Here is a 22754-nt window from a genome sequence, read left to right as displayed (position 1 = left end):
AAAAATTGAAATTAAAAAATTAACCCCAATTAAGGGATTAATCTTACAATGATGTATCCAAAATTAAATCATTTTCAGTATACCAATTCATCTTAATGAATAACATATCTAACCAATATACTAAAACTGCAGGAAAGAGCACTTGTGATCCTACAAATAACCAAGCGTTTAAGGAATAATTTCCAATTGTTAAGGTTTGAAGTTGACCAACAATGCCACTTGTTCCCATACCTGCCCAAACTGCACTGAACTGATGTCCTACAGGAATAGATGATATAAACCATTCATAACCACTAAAAATAAAATAAGAAAGTGGTGCAAGTACAAAACTTGCTACAAGTGTTGGTACCCATGTTATTGGTTTTTTAACAATATTTTTAAATTGAAACATAGAACTTGCAAGTCCAACTGTAAAGATTGTTCCAATATCATTTTTTCTAATTGTTTGAATTGAAAATCCGACCATTTGTGCACTACATCCAATAACAGCAGCACACATTGCTGCGATTGCAATCGGATCAGGTATCGCTAAAGCATTACCGACACCAAATGGTACAGAGAATACTGCAATTGCTACACCCGCACTACTAATAAATGGTAATGTTAATAAAATACCAAAAATTAATGCGATAAATGCTGATGTTGTATATGGTTCTAAATTCATAAAGAAACGTATAGTTGAATAAATTGCTTCCATCAATCTATCAATTGGCCAGGATATTAAAAATGCAGCTAAAATCGCTCCTAGAACTGTTAATAACGGAATAAAGAATAAATCATAAGCTGTCTTTTTCCTAAAGACAGTTTGTAGTAAAAAGTATACTGCAATAACAACAATATATGCAGTTATTGGATTATTTGAAGATTTTGCTGGATCAAACCAACCATTTAAATTAAAATCAATCTTCAGCAGGGTTGCTATACCACCTGCTACACTTAACATAACAAGTTTTAATCCATCTACTTTAAGTGCTAAACCGATACTTAATCCAATCCCCATTCCAAGTAATGAAGTTAAGATAGATGCGACTCGCATAGATAATACATCAATGCCTAGAACAACACCAATCGATTGGACGATTGCACCTACAACAATGGTACCAAAGATACCGAATGTCATCGCATTTAAAGTCTTGTTTAAAAATGCTTTTGTCTTTTGCCAGAATGTTGGTGTTGATGATGCCGAGTCAACACCCGAGTTACTTATGTTTTTCATGTCTATTTCTTCTTTCTTTCTGATTTTGTTATGACTATTTTAATATAACATTTTTACAACAAATTTACATAAAAAACACAAGAAAAATTTGATTTTCTTGTGTTTTTTTAAACTTTTAAGTTGTTAAAGTCTATTATCTTTAATTCTATCAATTAATTCTAATACTTTTTGACGAATGAGTTCCCTGGTTTTTCTAAATGCTTCTATCCCTAACCCACTTGGATCTTCTAATCCCCAGTCTTCTTGATGTTCATTAGGAAGCCATGGACATTTCGCTTCACATCCCATCGTAATTAAAATATCTGGTATTGGAATTTCATCGAGAAGTTTTGGTTTTTGATTTTCAAGAGAAATATTAACCTCATTCATTACCTCAACTGCCAAAGGCTTAACTTCATGATAATTCTCTGTACCTGCTGAATAAACATCCATAATACCTTGACCATAATACTTTGCAAATCCTTCAGCCATTTGACTTCTACAGGAATTATGTACACATACAAATGCAACCTTTTTCATATCAATCACCTCAAATATATTATATAAGATATTTGATGGATATTGAGTGTACTTACATACTTGATATGAATTATTTACATTACATTTACAATATGAGAAAGTTTAGATTTGTTCAATTCGCTTTTTTAAATTTTCTTGACTAAAATCGTAATATTTAAGCAGATATGAATCTTTATAAGTTTCATCAATTGTAATTTGTTGATGACTTAAATTATTCTTATAAAGATTGATTTTATCTTTGATTGCTTGAACATACGTCTTAGCATCTGGTTGGTTGAGTTTATTGTATTTATTCATAATATTTAATGATTGCATCATTTTTTTCAATATTTCTAAACAAACGATTTTTGAATATCCGTCCAAATTGCTCATTTCTAAATGATCATATAAAAACTGAATCATGGCATCAGACTCATAAATATTTGAAAGTTTGCTTAAACTATTTGTTCTTTCAATACCTGTTTGATACTTGATTTCTAATAAAATCTTAGATATGATTTCCTCTTTCCAAATTTTCTCGGTTTCAGGACTTATTTTATAGCCCCTATATTGAGGAAACTCACGGTCTAAATGCATCATGCTACCTTGACATTCAAAAAACATGTCCTTTGCTTGATTAATGTTTATATTCTTATTTTATTTTACTTCTTTCATCAGGTGCCTCCAACAGTTTTATGAATCTATGAAAAAGACTCCCAAAGGAGTCATTTCATTTAAAAATGGTCCCCGTGACCGGACTCGAACCAGCACAGCTCTCACTACTTGATTTTGAGTCAAGCGCGTCTACCATTTCGCCACACGGGGAGATAACAAGTAAGATTGTATCATCTTACCTTGTTTTTTTCAATGACAATTTAGTTTTATTTTCTTCGATTAACTCAAGATATAACTTTTGAGCACTTTTTGCATAAGATTCTTTGGAATATTTTTTTACAGATTCTTTTGCATTTAACTGAAGTGTTTTTAGTATTTCAGGCTTTTCTTGGATTTCCTTTAATTTATCAACAAGCTCTTCTGTTTTTCTAAAAAAGATTCCATTTTTCCCATCTTCAACAAATGAATCAAAAACTTCATCATAACGAACGATGATAGGTAAAGATGCAGCTAGCGCCTCCACATAGGTTAATCCTTGTGTTTCAGTTGTAGATGCATTCAAGAACACATCAGCAACTTGATAGTATAAACCAACGACTTCATGAGGAATAAAGCCTAACATTTTAATATATTCACCAGCCTTCTTCTTTTCGATAAGGTGTTCAAGTGCAGGTTTTTCAGGTCCATCTCCAATAATAAAGAACTTGGAATTTGGATAATCTTTATGGAATTCAGAGAATGCAACAATCAAGTCATTAATTGATTTTTCTTTAGCAACACGGGCAACAATCATTGCAATAAATTCACCATCTTTAATATTCAGTTGATCCTTTAATTGTTGAACTTTTTCAGCATGATAGGATTCTTTATAAAATGGTTTTAAATCAATTCCTGAAGGTAATATTGTAAAACGTCCATCATGTTTTAGACGGATCATTTTATCATATATCTTTTTTGTAGGAACAATTGTCATATCACAATGCTTAGTGTAATGATTATTGATGAAAAATGCTAATTTTTTAGATGTATTTGGTATCATATATGTCATCAATTTAGATACATAATGTGTGTAATCTTGATAACTTGTATGGAGTGTATAAACAATAGGTATTCTATATTTTTTTCCAACAGCTAACCCTAACAAACCCATTGAAAATTCTGTATGAATATGAACCAAATCGAGTTGAAGATGTTTTATACGATTCAAGTGTCTTTTGACCCAAGGAACGAGTCTAAATCCTTTAAGCGATTTTCTAGGTATTACAATACCTCGTAATCGAATCACATAGGGATCTAATTCTTCCTTTTGTTTAGGTGCTCTAGGTGTAATAACATAAACCTCATGTCCAAGAGCTTCTAGACCCTCTTTTAGGGTAACAACCGAAGTAACTACACCTGAAATTAAAGGTTTATATGCTTCCGTAAATATCCCTATTCTCATATGGATACCTTCCTTTTTCTTAATATCATAAATCCAACAAATCCGTATATCATTCCAAAGTAGTATGTTGTAAGTCTCCATAGTAACATTAAAGTAACGAGTTCAATACTTGTATACATACCACCTAATAATAGTGTAAATGCAATTTCAGTTCCACCACTCGCTCCTGGAAGTGGTACAAACATCATCGTAGTTACAGCTAATACGCCTACGATGATTAAATAGAATGCTATGTTTAGAGAATTTATTGTAATACCTAATGCATATGAAATATAAATTGTAGATGCATATAATAACAATAAACTAATGAGTTTGAGTAATGATCCTGTAATAAATACACGTTTTTTGGTAAATAAGAATCGAACACCTGTTTGAAACTCCTTAACAAATGATGCGGTTCTCAGTTTCAATTTACTTGCTAATTTTCTTGTTAGTTTGAATTTCTCCAAAAACTCAAACAATTTCTCAAAAATAATATATACACCTTTAATGTATGAAAGTAAAAATAAACCTACTAAAATAATCGTATTGATACTATACCCTATGATGATGTAGTATGAATTATTTCCAAGTAACTGTATAATTTGATCAAAATAAATAATTAATCCAATCGTAGAAAGTAACACTGATACCATTTGATAGAGTATAAAATTAACAATTAATACAGATGTGGACTCATCCACATCCACACCATGTTTATGGTAGTAATAAATTTGGAAGGGTTGTGCACCACTAGAAAATGGTGTAATCCCATTGAAGAATGGTTCAACTGTTTGTATTAAGAAGCCCGTTCCTAAACTTAATTTTTTATTTAGTGCACGTAAGACGATATGACTTGATAAAGACATCGATAAAAAACTCAAAAGACTTAAACTGAGTGCAATCATCAAATATCCTGAATTTACATTTTTTAGTGTGTCAAAAATTTGATTAAAGTCAGAAACACTACCTACAACTGTAATAAGCGTAAATAGTATGATGATAACCATGACGATGTTTAACCAAATCTTTTGTTGTTTATTATCTTTATTTGTCTCCATATTACATTGCTTCTAGATGTTTTATCCCTAACAATCTGAGCCCTTCTACAAGAGTATTTAAAATAGAATCTACTAATAATAAGTTTGTATGTCTAACATGTAGGTTTTCATCATTAATTTTAACCTTAGCATAGAATCCATTAAACTCTTGAGAAAGATTTAATAGATATCTTGCAATGGTGGAAGGTGTTAAATCTTCTGATGCCTTTGTAATAACATGTGGGAATTGATCAATAAGTTTGATTAAATTAAAATATATATCTTCTTGATATATGCTTGGTTGAACAAAACTTATATCTAATTGATTTTGTCTTAGAATTGAAAAAATTCTTACAATTGCATATTGTAAATAAGGACCTGTTTGACCTTCAAATTTCAACATATTATCCATATTAAAATCAATGTCTAAATGTCTTTCATTTTTTAAATCATTAAAAATGATAGCTCCAACACCAATGGATTTTGCAACACTTTCTTTATCTTCTAGTAAAGGGTTCTTTTCCTCAATTGCTTTTTTTGCATTACGAATTGCTTCATTAATTACATAGATAAGTTTTTGAGTCTTACCTTCACGGGTAGACATCTTCTTACCACCAACAAGAACGAGTCCAAAGTTAACATGTGCTAAATCGAAATTGTAACCCATCATTTGGCTTACCTTTTTAAGGTTTTCAAAATGAAGTTTTTGTTCATTTCCAACAACATAGAGAATTTTACTAAAGTTGTAGGTTTTATATCTGTAAAGTAAAGCTGCTAAATCTCTTGTCGCGTAGAGTGTTGCACCATCTGAACGTTTAATGAGAACTGGTGGTTGATTTTCATCCACTTTAACAACCATAGCACCTTGGTCTTCTACCAAGAGATTCTTTTCTGCTAATTCTTCTACGACACTATCCATTTTATCATTATAGAATGCTTCACCATTATAACTATCAAATTGAACATTTAATAGCTCATACATTTCCATAAATTCTTTTAAGGATTCATCTCTAAAATGTTGCCATAGACTTAAATAAACAGGATCTTTCTGTTCAAGTTTTAAAAATGCATCTCTAGCTTCTTGTTGAAGTGATTCATCTTTTTCTGCTTCATTATGGAATCTTACATAAAGCGATTGTAAATAATCAATTGGATTTTTATCTAAATCTTCTTTGTTGCCCCATTTGTTATAAGCAACAATCATTCGACCAAACTGGGTACCCCAATCTCCTAAATGGTTAATACCTACAACTTGATAACCTTGTTTTTCAAAGATAAGCTTCAGTGAGTTACCAATAACAGTTGATCTTAAATGACCAACAGAAAAACTCTTCGCAATATTCGGTGATGAATAGTCAATAACAACAACTTCATTGTTCTTTTCTTTATCACCATAATTGGATTTTAATGTATGAATATTTTTTAATATTTCAAATGATAACTTTTCTCTTTCTAAATAGATGTTTAAAAATCCACCTGCAAATTCCACTTTGGATACAGTATTTAATTGAATAATTTCATTTTTAAAAAGTTCAAAAACTTCCATAAGCGGTTTTGATAATGATTTTTGATAACTAAATAAAGGAATCGCTAAATCTGAATCTCCTCTTTTAGGTATTTCTATAATTAAATCATTAACGTTTAATTTATCTTTAATTATTGTTTTAATATCTTGTTTAATTTTATTTATCATGATTTCAACTCCGTCTTAAATATTATATCAAAAAAGTTAAAAAAACATAGTCATAACTTTATGAACCCATCTTATAAAGCATTACTATGCTATCATTGATTGATTCTTAAAGGTTTATATGCTAAAATTAAGTTGCACCCCTATATATGGGGTTACTTATAAGGAGATGATTCATATGACAAAAGACCCTCAAACCATAAAAATATTAAAAACAGCTTTAGGCCAAGTTGAATCGGTGATTCGTATGACTGAAGACCAAAGATATTGTTTAGATATTTCTACTCAAATAAGTGCATCGATCGCCCTTTTAAAAAAAGCTCAACAGCAAATTATTTCAAACCATTTAAATCATTGTGTTTTAGAAGCGCTTGAAAAAGGTGACTCCAAAGAAAAAATAAATGAAATTAACCAATTACTTAAAAAGCTTCTTTAATCTTAACTGCATAAATATATAAAAAAAACACCTTAAATCAAATTTTAAGGTGTTTTTTAGTAATTAATTTAATAATGCTTGAACTTCTTCTAAAGCTAGAACTGAATCATAGAAGTTAACTAGTTGTAAAGGAATATTTGCATCACTTAAAACTGCATAAGTAAGAACTTCATTATTTAATAATACTAAGACAAGTGGTAATGCAGTTGCATTAATTTCTGCATCATAGTATTCGTTTAAACTCTTAACTGTACCTTCGAATTGTGCAGCTTTTTGTTCAAAGTAATAAAGTGTTACTTGATCTTCAAGTTCAGTATAAAGATCAGATGCTGCAATTGTTGGGTCAACTAGTGATGAACCGTATAATCTTGCATAAACGTTTGCAATATGATTTGCAGATTGTGCATTCGATGGTTCACCAAAGAAAACGATTGTTAAATTTGAATCATTTTTACCAATAGTGTAAAGACCTTTGCTTAATCCTAAGAATCCATCTTCTAATGAATCAACAAATTGGAATTTATTATCTCTTGGTAATTTTTTCTCAAAATTGGTTTCAGTTGTTGTAGCTAAATATGAATCATAAAAAACTGTTTCTCTTGATGGTTGTAACACAACAATAAGCGTAACGAGTAATACAAAGATTGATGCCATTGCTGTCCATGTAATCCAATGAATTTTTGTCTCTATTGCTTGATATTTTTTTGCCATTTTAAAAAAACTCCTTTTGTTTTCGCGAATTTAATTATATCATGATAATCTATTTTATTCAATGTTATTTTTTAAGTTATCTTGTAATAATGGGTCAAATTGCTTATTTTTAATCATATTAATTTCAAGTTTATAGGGTGCCTTCTCTTCTACATACGGAGTTTCAAGAATTTTTGGAATATCTTGAAAATCTTTATGGTAGATAACTCTTAATAAACTATCAAATCCAATATGACCAAAACCTATGTTTTCATGTCTATCTTTTCTTGCTCCAGATTCATTTTTTGAATCATTGACATGGATGACTGAAATCTTATGTTTTCCAACGATTGAATCAAATAATTCAATAAGTTGATCAAAATCATGGACATTATAACCTGCATCATGAACGTGACATGTATCTAAACAAACAGATACTCTTTCTTGAACATCCACACGGTCGATAATTGCTTTTAATTCCTCAAAGGTTTTACCAACTTCATTACCCTTACCAGCCATCGTTTCAAGTGCTATTCTTACATTTGCATGAGGTGTGTTCTTAATAATTTGATTAATACCTTCTGCAATCCAAACAATCGCTTCCTCTCGATTGCCACCTACTGCAGAACCTGGATGTAATACCATTTGTGTCACACCCATTTGGTGCGTTCTTTCAACTTCTTTTGTTAAAAACTCAATTGCAAAATTTCTCTTTTCGATATCAGGGTTACATAAATTAATGATGTATGGTGCATGTACCACAACATGATTCATATCTAAACCACTTGATTTCATCAGTTCAAATGCTTCTTTTATTTTCATCGAACTCATTGGTTTTCTAATTGTATTTTGTGGTGCACCAGTATAAACCATCATTGCAGTTGCTCCATAAGATAGTGCTTCTTCTACACTACCTAAATACATATCATCACCCTTCAGACTGACGTGACTTCCTAAAACTAGCATCTCTATATCTCGCTTTCTTAATTTTTTTAACAGCTTCTTTAACTTTGATTGCGCGCTTTTTCTTATACCCTGGTGTTACTTTTTTTGCCTTAGGTATCTTTTTGATTTCATTTGCTATTTTTTTATCATATGTTTTAGATTTTCTTCTAAGTGTTTTTAAACCATCATCCGTTAGCGTATAAGGTTCAAAAGGTATACCTTTGTTTTTTAGTTTATCAATTTTAGGTTGGTCATTTGAATCATATAATGTAATAACCTCACCTGTATCTCCCATACGCCCGGTTCTACCGCTTCGATGTAAGAAAAACTCTAATTTATAAGGTAAATCATAATGAATGATATGACTGGCTTTAAAATCAATACCTCTTGCTAGTAAATCACTTGATACAATAAACTGATATTTTAAATCATGAATATCTTCAAGTAATTTTCTGCGTTGTTTAACGCCTATGAGTGAAGAAAAGCTTGCAACATTTAATCCTTTATCTAAAATCATTTCATAAACTCTTTGAATATCTTCGTTTTTACTAACAAAAATAATACATAAGTAAGGATTTAAATGATCCAACAATTCAGATAATTGTTTGATTCTTTGCTCATTGACTTTAAGTAGTTTATATTTGATTTTTAATTCAACATGTTTGGTTGTATCAATTAATAAATGTTGTCCAAAATATTTTTTAATGAATGGTTCCATGCTTCGAGTGATACTTGCTGAAAAAAGTAAGAATTTTTCAACATTTTGGTTGACTAAAACAGGATCTATCATACTCATAAAATCTTCATCAAACATCATATCCGCTTCATCTAAAACAAAGTACTTTATATGTTTAATATTTAATGCATTTTTATGAATTACTAAATCAATTAATTTAGACGGTGTTGTAACAATCAAATTGGGATGTTGATTCTTAAGTCTTGTTGCTTCTCTTTCCATATCCAACGAACCAAAATAAGATTTAAAGGATACTTCAGGATCTGTTTTTTCAATCATTTGTGCTACTTGATTAACAAGTTCATTCGTTGGTAATAAAATAATAGCTTCTACTTCATTCGGAACTCTCTTTAATCTTGATAATAATGGAAAAAGATAGGCATGTGTTTTACCCGTTCCAGTAGGAGCTAAACCTACGATATGATTAGCTTTATCAAAAGATTCAATTACTTTTTGTTGAATTAAAGAAAGTTCTTTAAATTCAAGCGTTTCTAACATTTTTTCTATAGTCATAAAATTCACCTATTTGATTATAACATAATTACGCGTTAAACTTCTCATATGTGAAGAGGTTAAACGGTAATTTCACATCGGATTTTAAGATAAGGTTACTTAAATGAACACCGACAAGGCGGTAATTATCTACTTCATAATAAGTTTCAAAAAGATTTTCAACTTGATCTTTAATAATTGTTACATCATCGGTATACTGATCTAGCGTAATTGATCGTGTAATCGTATCAAATGCTTTGTTTCTAAGTTTAATACCAATCGTTTTAGTCAACATTTGATAGTTTTTTAATCGACGATAAGATTGGTTTAATTGGTCAATTAATGCCTCTAATATAAATTTTTCTTCCATGATGTCTACATTAAATGTTGTTTCTGCGGAAATAGATTTAGGAATTTTATATTGTTCCATATCGATGGTATTCGAACTATTTCCTAAAACATGATTTCTATAATTTAAGTAACTAGATTCAGACATGACTCTTAAAATTGTTGATTGATGATCTAAATTCATAAAATCACCTATGGTATGAATACCTAATTGTATCAATTTGGGATATGTTTGTTTTCCAATTCCATAGATTTTAGATACATCAAGTGGATATAGTTTTTGTTCAACATCTCTTTTACGTAAAATGGTTATTCCAAGTGGCTTTTTCATGTCGCTAGCCATCTTTGCTAAAAATAGCGTCGGTGCAATTCCAATACTACAAGGAAGTTTATATAATGTCATTAATCTTTCTTGTATTTCTTTAGCTATTTTTATGGGGTGCATTTCTTCTGATTTTTTCGTTACATCTAGATATGCCTCATCAATTGATCCTTCAATCATAATATCTGTATATTCACGTAATAACGACATGAAATGATTTGACATTTCTCTATAATGATTAAAATCTACAGGTACTACTAAAAGTCTTGGATAAAGTCTTAAAGCATCAACGATACTCATACCTGAATTAATTCCATATTTTCTTGCTTTATAACTTGCAGTTGATATAACACCTCTTGCATATGAGGATTGTCCTCCAACAACAAAAACCTTGTTTTTAAGGTAAGGTTCTTTAAGTATCGCGCATGTTGCAAAGAACGCATTTAAGTCGATATGAAAAATAATTTTAGCTGTTTTTTTCATCATTATCTTCCTTTAATTACTATTATATAGTATAATATAAAAAGTATAAGATTATTTGGAGTGATAAGATGGCAAAAAATAAGACAGCAACAAAAGAAAAGGCAGTAAAGCCTGCTAAAAAAGAATCTTTAGTATTTAAAGATCCAAGTGAATCTCTACTTGGTAAAATCATTATTGGTTTAATCATCTTCGGTACAATCGCATTTATCTTCATTGGTGCAATTATTGCCGTTGTTAACTTCTTTAGCTAAAATCAATTAAAAAGAACGAACAGCTTACTTAAAGCTATGTTCGTTCTTTTTTTATTTATGTAGTAAAGCTTTAGCCTGTTCGATTGCGTAGTGTGAAACCTCATCATCACTTAACATCGATGCGATAGATAATATACGTTCCTCATCAGTTAATACCTTAATCATAGTTTGCATACGATCATGAATTTTCTCTTTATAAATTTGATAATGATAATTCGCTTTTGCAGCAACTTGAGGTAAGTGTGTAATAACAAGTGTTTGAATATTTTTAGATAATTCAACCATTTGGTTTGCCATTTTAGTAGCAGTTTTTCCGGATATACCAATATCAATTTCATCAAAAACTACCAGACTTAAATCACTTTTTGTAGCGAAAATCGTCTTTAATGCAAACATGAATCTAGCCTTTTCACCACCACTGGCAACTTTTGCAAGTGGTTTTAAAGGTTCCCCTTCATTAAGGGATATCATAAATTCTACTTGGTCAAGTCCATTTTCATATAGATCTTGTCCATTTTTAACAGGTTCAAATTGAATTTCAAACTTTGATTTATCTAAATCTAAATGCTTCAGTTTATCTAAAATTTCTTTTTCAAAAGTCGTTTTTAATTTGAATCGTTTCTCATGGATTTTAAAACCGATTTCAAACGCTTCATCATAGGCTTTTTTTAGCGCCTCTTGACTCGACTTCATATAACCCTCATAATCACTGGATAATGCTAATTCCTCGTTTAATTCATTTAAGTACCTGATCAGTTCATTGGTTGTCTTTCCGTACTTAATTTCTATTTTTGAAAGTTCAAATAAACGTTCTTGATATTGATTAAAAGTCTGACTATCAAAGTCTAGATCATCTAATGCTCTACTTAACGTTTTTGAAGCATCTTCTAAATTATAGTAACTTTCCTCTAAGATACGGTAAACATCTTCATAAGTCTTATCATATGATTTGATTTTTTCTAGTGCTTTAACGACTTGATAGAGTTCATCTACTTGAAATATTTCACTTTTAAATATTTGGTTTGATAGTTCAAGTGATTGCTTAATATGATCAAAATTTTTAAGTTTATCAACAGCTTCTTCTAACGTTTCTTTCTCATTTTCTTTTAATTGATAGGAACTCAGTTCTTGAACTTGAATCTTCAAAAACTCCATTCTTTCTTCTGTTTCTTTTCTTTTATGCTTAATGGATTCTAGATGTTTTAGTTTTTCAATATAAATACTTCGTTTAAGTAAATAAGACTCCATTAATTTATCCATATGATCTTTATCAATTTGGTCAATAAACTCTATATATGTATCTTTATCCATCAATAAAAAAGTATCATTTTGAGCATGAATCAGACCTATTTTGGATGTAATATTTCTTAATTTAGATAGCGTAATCGAATCTTGATTGAGTTTAATTAAATGTCTACCAGACTCATCAATTTCTCTGGTTAAATCAAAAACATTCGGAATATCTAAGGCCTTAGATAAACTTAAAGGAATTTCAAAAGTTCCTTTTACAATCGCTTTTTTTGATCCAAAACGGATAAATTCTGCATCACTTCTCTTACCAAATAATAAAGATAAAGACTCAAGTAAAATGGATTTACCACTACCTGTTTCTCCTGTTAATGCTGTAAGACCTTCCTTAAAATTGATTTCTAAATCATCGATTAATGCGAAATTTTTAACATCTAACTGTTTAAGCATTGCTTCCCCTTGTCATATAGAAAATATACTCTTGATTGCCCTCTTTACCTTTTACAGGACTCATTGTAAATCCTTTGACTTCATAGCCTAAAGTTCTGATGGTTTGATATATCTTATCAATCAGTCTTGATACGACTTTAGGTTCTTTTAATATACCATTTTTTAATAAAGATGGGTCAACCTCATATTGAGGTTTTAAAAGAAAAATGATTTCTTTTGAAAATTGACTTAAGTGATTTAATATCGGTATGACAGATGTAAAAGATACATCCACCATCGCTAAATCATGATTAGGTAGTAAGACATCTAAGATATTTGTTTCCTCATAACTTGTAACTCTTGGATCTTGTTTAAGTTCTAAAACCATTTGATCCGTTCCAAGTTCATAAGCAAAAACATGTGCTGCACCACGAAGAATTGCACTTTGAGTAAATCCACCGGTGGAAGCACCCACATCAACAACGTAAAGATCTCTTAAATCCATATCAAACAAATCAAATGCGTAATTGATTTTTTCTCCAGCTCTAGATACAAAGATATCATCTTTAACAAGCAATATTTCATCAAGATCATGGACGATATAACCTGGTTTAGTTATAACTTTATCATTGACAGTAACAAATCCTCTTTTAATAAAATCTGATAGTTTTGATCTTGAATACTCCGGATACTTTTGATTTAAGAAAATATCTAATCTCATTCTTTAATATCAACAATTAAGGCTTCAGCTTCCTTAATCATATCGTAAAGTTGTTTAGATAAATCGATACCTTCTTTATATTTTTTAATCGAAAGTTCTAAAGAAATATCTTTACTTTCTAATTCCTTTACTAAATTTTCTAAACGTTTAATTGTTTCTTCAAAACTTAATTTTTCACTCATATTATTTAACCTCTTTTTCTTTAACTTCGGTTTTAATCACACCATCTTTAAGTTCTACTTCTAAAATATCACCAATACATACATCCTCTATACTTGTTACAACAGATTTATTCTTTGTTGTTAATGCAAACCCTCTATCCATTACCTTTAGAGGGTTTAAAGACTCAATTTTGTCACTTATATTTTGATATGTATATATTTTTTGTGTTATTTGATTTTTAAATAGATAGTTCATCTTTTCCGATAAATCATTAAATCGTTGGTGATACTTCTCTATTTTCTCTTCAGGAGATATCAACTTTTGTTTCAATAGATTGGTTTTATAGAGCCTATCTTTTAATTGATTACTATAAATCAAGTTAAGTCTTAAAAGTGTTTGATCTAAACTTCTTTTTTCCTGAATCAGTTTTGTTTTTGGGCTCATCCCTTGAAGTCTTTCATCTAAGAATAAGAGTTGTTGACGCATACGATTCATACGTTCAAACATATAATAGTCTAAAAGTCTTCTTTTTTCTTTTATATCGTTTAATAAATCAACAGTATTAGGTGTTGCAAGTTCTGCAGCAGCCGTTGGTGTTGCTGCTCTAAGGTCAGATACATAATCCGAAAGGGTTGTATCTGTTTCATGACCAATCGCTGTTATAATTGGAATTTTGGATTCATAGATTGCCATAACAACTTCAGCTTCATTAAAACTCCATAAATCCTCAATAGAACCACCACCACGACCTAGGATAATGACATCGACTAAATTATCCTTGTTAGCTTGTTTAATTTTTTTTACCAAGTCGTCTTTAGAACCTTCTCCTTGAACTAATACTGGGTATAGAATAACTTTAGTTAGTAAATATCTTCTTGATACTGTTGTTTTGATATCTTGAATAACGGCTCCAGTTGGTGATGTTATGACCCCAATAGCTTTAGGAAATTTTGGAATTGGTTTTTTAATATCCGGACTAAAATATCCCATTGCCTCAAACTCTTTTTTAAGCTTTTCATATTTTAGATATAAATCACCAATACCGTCAAGTGTCATTTGATAAAGTGAAAGACTATATGTACCTCTAGCCTCATAGACTGAGATATAACCTTCAACTAAAACCTTATCTCCTTCTTTAGGTTCAAACTGAATCGTTTTAGCATAAGTCTGAAACATCATCACTGAAATACTTGCTTTATCATCTTTAAGTGAAAAGTAAAAATGACCAGATGAATGTCTCTTAAAGTTAGATATTTCGCCTTTTAGTAACACCTTTTTTAAATGTTGGTCATTTTCAAGTTTAACTTTTATATATTGAGTTAGCGCACTTACCGTTAAATATTGTGGATTTTGCATAAGCCCTACTTCATACTTTTATATATGTTATCGATTAATTTGTTTGTGAATTTATGTTGTTTTTCATCATCTAAATCACTAAACTCTTTAGTTAGTTCAATAGCTTCATTGATGATGATTTCTGGTTGAATTTCTTTTTTGAGTAATTCATAGACTGCAATACGAATAATGGATAAATCTACTAAATTTAATCTATCAATCGTATAATTTGATAAATGGTTGACAATTATCGCATCTATTTGTTCAATTCTTTCTAATAAGCTCTCTATATAAGCTCTATCTTCTGAATCTAGTGCATCAAAATCTTTAAACGCTAAATGATTGTAAAATAGATTTTGATATAGTAATTTCATATATTTTTTATAGTTTTCTTTAAATTTATCCATCATAAATACCTCGTTATCTATTTTAACATAAAAGTCTGTAAAAAAAATAAGAGATGAGCATGAAAGCTCATCTCTAGAATCGTTTGAACGATTAAATATTACAATTTAAATTAATTACTTAGAATAACTAATTCCCATGCATCATCGATCATACTCTTTAAAGTTGCATTATAACGATAGAATTCAAAATTTACAACAGGTACAGTAAATGCATATGAAATTCTGTCATCCCATGCAAATTCTTCATCAGCAAGTAATTCTTCTAATACATCTTGACGAACAGGTGTATAACCCATTGCATATGTATTTTCTAATGATGCTTCATAACTTGACATGAAGTTAATAAACTCATATGCCCAGTCTTCATGTTTTGTATTGTTTGGAATAACAAAACCATCAATCCATACGTTAGACCATTCTGGAACATAAAAAGAATAGTTATCAGTTTCTTGTAAGATATAAACTGCATCACCTGAATATACCATAGCAACATCATATGGAGTTTGTCCACCAATTGCCTCAGTTAAGATTTCATCGGATTTAATTGATGCATTAGATTTACTGTTAGCATCAATTAAGAAATCTTTTGCAGTATTAATATTTGTTTGTGTAGGATTTGCCATACGTAAATCATTAGCGTATAACCCTGCCATAAATGCATCTCTTGATGAATCATAGATCATTTTTGAATACTTAGATTCATTTAAGATTGCCCATTCTAATGTTTCAACATCGGATTCTAAACCTTCTATTGTATTATTATAAATTAATCCAACAGTACCCCAGAAATACGGCATAGAGTATTCAAGGAAATCAAAACCATCGGATTCTAATTGGTTTAATGTTGTAACTAAACTTTCATTCATTTCTGATGATTCAAAATCAATTTTTTCCCAATCTAATTTCTTTAGGAAACCTTCAGTTGCTAATTCTTCAATAGCGTAATCTGATGGGATAATTAGATCGTATGAATTTACTTTAGCGTTGGTTAGTAAAACTTCATTTGAATCAAAATATCTTAAGGATACTTTAATACCCTTTTCTGCTTCAAACGCCATAACGACATCTTCTGAGATATATTCTTTTGGCATATAAATAACAAGTTCATTCGAACCACATGCATTTAGAATAAATACTGCAGCAAGTATAAATAATGCTGTATAAACTTTTTTCATTCTTCTTCCTCTTCTTTCTTCTTCTTTAAATTGACATAATCAAGGATAACCTTGACTCCAATTACAACAATAATAATGGTTGATAATGCATTCACACTTGGTCTGATTCCGTGTGCTTGTGAATACATATATGTTGAGATATTATTCACAAGCTCACCACTGGCAAACTTTGAAATAATATAGTCATCAAATGACATGGTAAATGCAATCGCTGCACCTGCGATAATGGATCCTCTTAACTGTGGAAAGACTACCTTCCAAAGTGCTTTAAATGGTGTTGCACCTAAATCATAAGCAGCCTCTACTAAATTAGGGTCTAAGCTACGAACCTTTGGATATACAGCTAATAGTGCATATGGGGTACAAAATGATATATGTGCAAGAATCATTGTAAAGAGTCCTCTTTCAATGGAAAATGCGATTAAAAATACAAAGAATGCAACAGCTGTTAATATATCCGGGCTTAATATAGGAATATTATTAAATGAGAGTGATATTTCTCTAAATAATCTATTTTGTTTAGATAAAGCAATCGCTCCAAATGTGCCAATAATAACTGCAAATAAAGTAGATATACCAGCAACAACTAATGTATTAATGATAGGTTCTCTAAGTGAACTTGATGTCAGTAAATCACCATACCAATTAAATGTGAATCCTGTAAATACGATTAATGAAGTTGATTCATTAAATGAGAATATAATCATTGAAAGTAAAGGTATTAACACCAATAACATTACAACAACTAAGTAGATATCTGCAAATATTTTTGTTTTATTCTTCATTTGCTAATACCCCCTCATACTTATCCACTTTTTTAATGATACTGACCATTAAAATAAGGATTGCAGCTAATACTAATGCAATGGCTGCACCGTATCCAAACTTACCATTTTTTATCGCTAGATCAATTAAATCACCAATCATTTTCCTTTGTCCATTACCTAAATATTTTGTAATAACAAGCGTTGTGGATGCGGGTAGAAATACCATCATAAATCCAGTTAAAACGCTAGATAGCGACATCGGTATAATGACTCGAATGAGTGTTTGTGTCTTGTTTGCACCTAAATCAGATGCTGATTCAAATAAATTTTTATCTATTTTAGTCATATGTGTATAAATAGGTAATAACATGAATGGTAAATATAGATAAACCATACCTGTTATAATTGCAAAATCTGTTCCAAGAAAATAAGTTTTATCTCCAAAAAAACTATTACCAACAATTTCAAATATCGAACGTACTGCGTATGCAAGTAATAACGAATTAATAAACATCGTTGAAGTAATTAAAGCCATAATCACTTTTTGTGTAATCTTTTTTCTTCTACTTAAAATATATGCAAGTGGATAAGAAATCAGTAAAGATACCAAGGATGAAATAAATGATAAATAAATACTTTCTATCATACTAGAGACAAATGTCGGTTGTATGAAGAATTCACCAAAGTTATCTAAAGTAAATTGTATAGAAATTAACCCGGTTGATGTTTTTGTAAATGCATAGAGTAACATCATACCAATCGGTATTAAGACCAAGATAATGATCATAACATAAAATGGTATACCTAAGAAAAATTCAAAATTTAATTTACTTTTTTGTTTGGGTTTTTGTTTGGTTGGAAAATTAATCATATCACCAAACCTCCATGACATGGATATCCTCAGGATACCAATCAAGGTCAACCTTCATTCCTTCCGGTTTGAAATCTGTTGTATGTACTGTATAAATTCTATCTTTAGTTTTTACATCTATTTCAAAGTGTACACCTTTAAAGATTACACTATCAACAACACCACTTATCTTTCCTTCTCCAGGTAAGACAATATCTAAATCCTCAGGACGAAGCACTACATCAATTTCTTGATTCTCATCAAAACCTTTATCCACACATTCGAAATCAAATCCATCAAAATGAACTAAATAATCTTTTTTCATAATACCTGATACAATATTGGATTCACCAATGAAGTTTGCAACAAATCGATTTGCTGGTTCATTATAGATATCAATAGGTGTACCAACTTGTTGAATTTCACCCTTATTCATTACCACAATCTTATCACTCATAGTTAATGCTTCTTCTTGATCATGGGTTACAAATATAAATGTAATGCCGGCATTTCTTTGAATTTCTTTAAGTTCGTATTGCATTTCTTGTCTTAACTTAAGGTCAAGTGCTGCAAGAGGTTCATCCAGTAATAATACTTTAGGTTCATTAATCAAAGCTCTAGCAATAGCAACTCTTTGCATTTGTCCACCCGAAAGCTTGGATATAGAACGATCCTCATAACCATCTAAACCAACCATTTTCAAGTATTTAGAAACCTTCATTTCAATTTCTTTTTCAAATGTTTTTCTGTTGAGCATATTGGATTTTAATGTTTCTATTTGAATTTCTAATTGATGGTTTGGATTCATCTTATTTTGTTTTTTAAGTTCTTTTATTTCGTTAAGAATCGTTTGATTATGTTTTTTAATTCTTTTTCTTTCTTGAAAACTTTGATGTTTAACACGTAAACCAAAAGCAACATTTTCAAAAACGTTTAAATGAGGAAATAATGCATATCGTTGAAAGACTGTATTGGTTGGTCTTTTATAAGCAGGTAGTTTTAAAATATCTTCCCCATCAAACAAGACTTCTCCTCCAGTAGGTTCGATAAAACCACCAATGATTCTTAAAGTGGTTGTTTTTCCACAACCAGATGGTCCTAAAAATGTAACAAATTCATTACTTTTGATTTCTAGGTCTATACCTCTTAATACAACTTGTCCATTAAACTCTTTTGTAACATCTTTTAATTGAATGAATGCCATCTTGATTTCCTCCCTAAAATGAAGTGTTTACTCACAGTGTAAAATTAAAGCTTCAATACGTTCATATGTTTAGTTAATATAAACACCGTGTTCAATAACAATAAACAGAACCGCATATATTATATATATTTTTTTGGATATGTCAATCTATTAACATTATATTTTTTTTAAGTATGTAAAAATAAGAATTCAAACACTATATTCTAAAGAATATAAAAAAGAAGGGTTATAAAACCACTTCTTTAACAGCCATCGGGCATATAGTCTGAATGAATACGTACTGTACCATCAGGTAGTGTATCCACATTACGAATTTCAACATCGGCTAAATCAATGTACTTGAGTAATTCATCTGAAATTTTAACGCGCATACGGTCTGCAATTAAATAATTTTCTGGTTTATTTTTATCTAAAAATTCTTGAACTGTCATTCTTTTATCATCCTTTCATTAAACCTACTTTTTGATAGATATAATCTACTTTTTTAAAATAAAAGTTCATATTGAAAAGTTCATCAAATATTTCTGGATCAAAATATTGCCTGATGATTTCTTGTTGAATCATTTGGTCTTTTAAATGCATATTTGAAGTTCTTAATTTAAAGGTTTGTTCCTGTATGAAATCATAAGCACTTTCACGACTCATACCTTTATCAATTAATTCATGTAGTATACGTTGTGCAAAACATAAACCTTGATTGAGTTCAATATTTTTAAGCATTTGTTCTTTAAATACATTTAAGTTTCTAAGTACATTTGTATATCTTTCAAGCATATAATCTAGTAAACTTGTAGCATCTTCTAGAATGATTCGTTCTGCACTTGAATGTGATATATCTCTTTCATGCCATAAATTCATGTTTTCGTGGCTTGTAAGCATATAACCTCTTAAAACTCTAGATAAACCTGCCATATTTTCACTTGCAATAGGATTCTTCTTATAAGGCATTGCAGATGAACCTTTTTGATGTTTTGAAAATCCTTCTTCGACTTCTCTGATTTCAGTTCTAGATAAATGTCTTATTTCTGTTGAAATCTTTTCTATGAATGATCCAAACATGGAAATGGATGTGATATATCTTGCATGACGATCTCTTTGTAGAACTTGTGTAGAAATATTAGCTGAATGTATACGTAAATATTTACAAACAAGTTCTTGAACTCTAGGATCAACATTTGCATAATTACCAACGGCACCACTTACTTTTCCAACTTCTATTCCTGATGCAGCATCGATAAAACTTTTTTTATGTCTTTTGAGTTCATCATAGTATAATGCAAATTTTAATCCAAATGTTGTGATATCTGCATGCATACCATGTGTTCTTCCCATAATCGGTGTAAATTGATGTTCTAATGCAATTTCTTTTAGAACTTCTTCAAATTCATTCATCTTTCTAAGTAATATTTTATTCACTCGTTTTAAGATTAAAGCCAAAGCCGTATCAACCACATCAGTTGATGTTAGACCATAATGGAAAAATCTTTTCTCTGGTCCCAAATTAAGTGAAACTGCACGTGTAAAAGCAACCACATCATGTTTGGTTTGTTTTTCCAGTTCTAACACATCACTTAACTTGAAATGCGCTTTTTGAAGCTTATGATAATCAAATTCATTTATGAGTGCTAGTTGATGATATGCCCTAATAGCAGCTAATTCAACTTTCAAAAAGGATTGATAACGAGATTTTAAGCTAAATATTTTCTTAAACTCATCGGATTGATATCGTTCATTCATAGGTTTATCCTCCACTTCTTATTATATCAAAAAAAATGGTTTCAAAAAAAATTGACCTATATAAACTTCATATAGGTCATTGAATTTATTTATTATTCAGTTTCTTTCTCGTTTGTAAGTATCGCTACAATTGGAATAAGTAGGTAAACCAACCAAGCAAATTGCCAAAATCCTCCAAATACACCTAACAACATGAATAAGATTGTTGAAATAAATGGCATATATGCAACAGGCTGTTTAAACCCTTGATGTAAGTAGATTGCAGTCATTGGGATGAAAAGTAGTACAATCCAACTCCAAGTCCAAGCATTTGGTACAAATATACTAATAACTGTGTATAAAGCAATGATTCCTAATAAAGTTAGAATTAGATAAGGACGTTGATATAGTTTTTTATCTCCACCAAAATCAATTCGAATATCTCCTGTAAATAATGCAATTGTAACTGGTAATAAATATATTAACCATAAACCATTCCAGTTACCTGTAGAATGTCCTAAGTATTGGTGTAAAGCTACTGAGAATATAATGGATACAAGTAGTAAGAATCTTACTAGTGTAACAGGTTTTAAGAATATTGCAACAATAGCAACTAAAGAGAATAATGGCCATCCATATACATAAAATAAAGAATCTACATACGTACCTACTAAAATATATATCACTAAAACAATAAATGGCATTAAAGCAACTAATTTTTCTAGCCCCTTAACCTTTAGTGTCACTGCTGTTACTGGAATCATGAGAAACACTAACCAAGTAGGATGCCAAACACCTGTTAAGAACCCAGTTAACATAAATGTAGCTACCGCTATAAATGGTGTCAATGCAATCAGTTTGTCAGTGCCTCTTACATTTAAGATGATTGCAGAAACAGGGATTAATAAGAATACCAACCATGCATATTCATATGTACCTGTTAATGTTCCAATAAGGAAAAATGAAATAACTGCTATAAATGGTGAAATTGCAACTAGTTTATTACTTGGTTTTGATCTAAACTTTAAATCATCCTTGATCAGCTCAAAGACTTCTTCTTTGCTACCTAATTTTTGTTTAACTTCTTTTTCAGTTAAACCACTATCTAATGCTTCTTGATATAACACTTCATAATCACTAATGATAGAATCTATATCTTTTTGTACAACTTCTTTTTCTATTAAATACGTTAATAGTTCGCTTAAATATTGTTTTTTACTCATCACTTTTCTCCTTTAATATTTTGTTGACATTATCTATAAATTGATACCATTCTCTCAAATAGGTATTCATTTGTTCAATTCCTTTTTGTGTAATCCTATAATACTTCCTATCGGCACCTAACGGATTTACTTTCGTATATGTTTCAAATAACTCTTGTTCCGTTAACCGTCTGAGTATGGGGTAAATTGTATTTTCATTCACATCAAGAAGTGTGGATAGTTTCTCGATAATTTCAAATCCATACATTTCATGCTCATTTATGACATATAGAATACATAAATCTAAGATACCTTTTTTAAATTGTGTATTCATTATCTTCCTTTCTTTGTACCTG

The 22754-nt window shown here is 30.1% G+C and carries 25 protein-coding genes and 1 tRNA gene; 2 read left to right on the top strand and 24 right to left on the bottom strand.

Translation table 11 applies throughout. The annotated features are described in order from the left end of the window. Positions 1-43 precede the first annotated feature (43 nt). The 7 genes from B5X49_RS00305 to argS all read right to left on the bottom strand — a co-directional run bounded on the left by B5X49_RS00305 (position 44) and on the right by argS (position 6482). Complete coding sequence (locus B5X49_RS00305; RefSeq protein ID WP_045749224.1) at positions 44-1216, bottom strand: PTS sugar transporter subunit IIC; 1173 nt, start codon at positions 1214-1216, stop codon at positions 44-46. Between the two features lie 123 nt (positions 1217-1339). Beyond that, positions 1340-1735 carry an arsenate reductase ArsC gene (locus tag B5X49_RS00300; RefSeq protein ID WP_045749223.1) on the bottom strand — a complete coding sequence of 132 codons (396 nt, stop codon included), beginning with the start codon at positions 1733-1735 and terminating at the stop codon, positions 1340-1342. Positions 1736-1837: 102 nt separating this feature from the next. Further along, positions 1838-2311, bottom strand: coding sequence for a hypothetical protein (locus B5X49_RS00295; protein ID WP_045749222.1), 474 nt, complete (start codon positions 2309-2311; stop codon positions 1838-1840). A gap of 144 nt (positions 2312-2455) precedes the next feature. Further along, positions 2456-2539: transfer RNA gene (locus B5X49_RS00290), tRNA-Leu, on the bottom strand. A 25-nt stretch (positions 2540-2564) separates the two neighbouring features. Then, positions 2565-3770 carry an alpha-monoglucosyldiacylglycerol synthase gene (mgs, locus tag B5X49_RS00285; protein ID WP_045749221.1) on the bottom strand — a complete coding sequence of 402 codons (1206 nt, stop codon included), beginning with the start codon at positions 3768-3770 and terminating at the stop codon, positions 2565-2567. After that, complete coding sequence (locus tag B5X49_RS00280) at positions 3767-4810, bottom strand: lysylphosphatidylglycerol synthase transmembrane domain-containing protein (RefSeq protein WP_045749220.1); 1044 nt, start codon at positions 4808-4810, stop codon at positions 3767-3769. Before B5X49_RS00280 ends, mgs begins: the two co-directional genes overlap by 4 nt. Position 4811: 1 nt before the next feature. Further along, positions 4812-6482 (bottom strand): arginine--tRNA ligase, encoded by a 1671-nt coding sequence (argS, locus tag B5X49_RS00275; protein WP_052669972.1) that lies wholly within the window; start codon positions 6480-6482, stop codon positions 4812-4814. A 175-nt stretch (positions 6483-6657) separates the two neighbouring features. Here argS and B5X49_RS00270 point away from each other — a divergent pair, with 175 nt between their 5' ends. Then, positions 6658-6915 (top strand): metal-sensing transcriptional repressor, encoded by a 258-nt coding sequence (locus tag B5X49_RS00270; protein ID WP_045749218.1) that lies wholly within the window; start codon positions 6658-6660, stop codon positions 6913-6915. Positions 6916-6978: 63 nt separating this feature from the next. On the opposite strand, the gene B5X49_RS00265 is transcribed toward B5X49_RS00270, so the two are convergent. From B5X49_RS00265 to dinB, 4 genes are read right to left on the bottom strand one after another with little or no spacing between them, the layout of a single operon-like run. Next, positions 6979-7626 carry a hypothetical protein gene (locus B5X49_RS00265; RefSeq protein ID WP_045749217.1) on the bottom strand — a complete coding sequence of 216 codons (648 nt, stop codon included), beginning with the start codon at positions 7624-7626 and terminating at the stop codon, positions 6979-6981. A 54-nt stretch (positions 7627-7680) separates the two neighbouring features. Then, positions 7681-8571: a deoxyribonuclease IV gene (locus B5X49_RS00260; RefSeq protein WP_045749216.1), complete on the bottom strand. Its 891-nt coding sequence runs from the start codon at positions 8569-8571 to the stop codon at positions 7681-7683. Next, a complete protein-coding gene (locus B5X49_RS00255) occupies positions 8534-9799 on the bottom strand; it encodes a DEAD/DEAH box helicase (protein WP_052669971.1) in 1266 nt (421 codons plus the stop codon). The genes B5X49_RS00260 and B5X49_RS00255 overlap by 38 nt, the downstream gene beginning before the upstream one ends. A gap of 28 nt (positions 9800-9827) precedes the next feature. Continuing rightward, on the bottom strand, positions 9828-10931 hold the full coding sequence (gene dinB, locus B5X49_RS00250; RefSeq protein WP_159444467.1) for a DNA polymerase IV: 1104 nt from the start codon (positions 10929-10931) through the stop codon (positions 9828-9830). Between the two features lie 68 nt (positions 10932-10999). On the opposite strand from dinB, the gene B5X49_RS00245 reads away from it, so the two are divergent. Further along, the gene (locus B5X49_RS00245; protein ID WP_045749215.1) at positions 11000-11182 is read left to right on the top strand and encodes a hypothetical protein; all 183 of its coding nucleotides are present in this window, start codon (positions 11000-11002) and stop codon (positions 11180-11182) included. Positions 11183-11233: 51 nt separating this feature from the next. Here the strand turns inward: B5X49_RS00245 and recN are convergent, their stop codons facing one another. The 13 genes from recN to B5X49_RS00180 all read right to left on the bottom strand — a co-directional run bounded on the left by recN (position 11234) and on the right by B5X49_RS00180 (position 22732). Then, positions 11234-12880, bottom strand: a complete 1647-nt coding sequence (gene recN, locus B5X49_RS00240) for a DNA repair protein RecN (protein ID WP_045749214.1) — start codon at positions 12878-12880, stop codon at positions 11234-11236. Continuing rightward, complete coding sequence (locus B5X49_RS00235) at positions 12873-13580, bottom strand: TlyA family RNA methyltransferase (protein ID WP_045749213.1); 708 nt, start codon at positions 13578-13580, stop codon at positions 12873-12875. The genes recN and B5X49_RS00235 overlap by 8 nt, the downstream gene beginning before the upstream one ends. Continuing rightward, a complete protein-coding gene (gene xseB, locus B5X49_RS00230; RefSeq protein WP_045749212.1) occupies positions 13577-13762 on the bottom strand; it encodes an exodeoxyribonuclease VII small subunit in 186 nt (61 codons plus the stop codon). The genes B5X49_RS00235 and xseB overlap by 4 nt, the downstream gene beginning before the upstream one ends. Position 13763: 1 nt before the next feature. Next, complete coding sequence (gene xseA, locus B5X49_RS00225; protein WP_045749211.1) at positions 13764-15098, bottom strand: exodeoxyribonuclease VII large subunit; 1335 nt, start codon at positions 15096-15098, stop codon at positions 13764-13766. Between the two features lie 5 nt (positions 15099-15103). Beyond that, positions 15104-15484 carry a transcription antitermination protein NusB gene (locus B5X49_RS00220; protein WP_052669968.1) on the bottom strand — a complete coding sequence of 127 codons (381 nt, stop codon included), beginning with the start codon at positions 15482-15484 and terminating at the stop codon, positions 15104-15106. A gap of 110 nt (positions 15485-15594) precedes the next feature. After that, the gene (locus tag B5X49_RS00215) at positions 15595-16659 is read right to left on the bottom strand and encodes an ABC transporter substrate-binding protein (protein ID WP_045749209.1); all 1065 of its coding nucleotides are present in this window, start codon (positions 16657-16659) and stop codon (positions 15595-15597) included. After that, a complete protein-coding gene (locus tag B5X49_RS00210) occupies positions 16656-17444 on the bottom strand; it encodes an ABC transporter permease (protein ID WP_045749208.1) in 789 nt (262 codons plus the stop codon). The genes B5X49_RS00215 and B5X49_RS00210 overlap by 4 nt, the downstream gene beginning before the upstream one ends. Further along, positions 17434-18297: an ABC transporter permease gene (locus B5X49_RS00205; RefSeq protein WP_052669965.1), complete on the bottom strand. Its 864-nt coding sequence runs from the start codon at positions 18295-18297 to the stop codon at positions 17434-17436. The genes B5X49_RS00210 and B5X49_RS00205 overlap by 11 nt, the downstream gene beginning before the upstream one ends. A gap of 1 nt (position 18298) precedes the next feature. Then, positions 18299-19480 carry an ABC transporter ATP-binding protein gene (locus B5X49_RS00200; RefSeq protein ID WP_045749207.1) on the bottom strand — a complete coding sequence of 394 codons (1182 nt, stop codon included), beginning with the start codon at positions 19478-19480 and terminating at the stop codon, positions 18299-18301. 242 nt (positions 19481-19722) lie between these two features. Next, entirely contained in the window at positions 19723-19911 is a 189-nt protein-coding gene (locus B5X49_RS00195; RefSeq protein ID WP_045749206.1) for a hypothetical protein, read from the bottom strand. A 7-nt stretch (positions 19912-19918) separates the two neighbouring features. Next, positions 19919-21217 carry an adenylosuccinate lyase gene (purB, locus tag B5X49_RS00190; RefSeq protein ID WP_045749205.1) on the bottom strand — a complete coding sequence of 433 codons (1299 nt, stop codon included), beginning with the start codon at positions 21215-21217 and terminating at the stop codon, positions 19919-19921. Between the two features lie 92 nt (positions 21218-21309). Beyond that, complete coding sequence (locus B5X49_RS00185) at positions 21310-22419, bottom strand: DUF1700 domain-containing protein (protein WP_045749204.1); 1110 nt, start codon at positions 22417-22419, stop codon at positions 21310-21312. Then, positions 22412-22732, bottom strand: coding sequence for a PadR family transcriptional regulator (locus B5X49_RS00180; protein ID WP_045749203.1), 321 nt, complete (start codon positions 22730-22732; stop codon positions 22412-22414). Before B5X49_RS00180 ends, B5X49_RS00185 begins: the two co-directional genes overlap by 8 nt. Between the last annotated feature and the right edge of the window lie 22 nt (positions 22733-22754).

The organism is Acholeplasma oculi, from assembly GCF_900166985.1.
Classification (GTDB): Bacteria; Bacillota_I; Bacilli_A; order Acholeplasmatales; family Acholeplasmataceae; genus Acholeplasma; species Acholeplasma oculi.
Note: the sequence above shows the minus strand (reverse complement) of the source record. Positions and strands in the feature narration are given on the sequence as shown.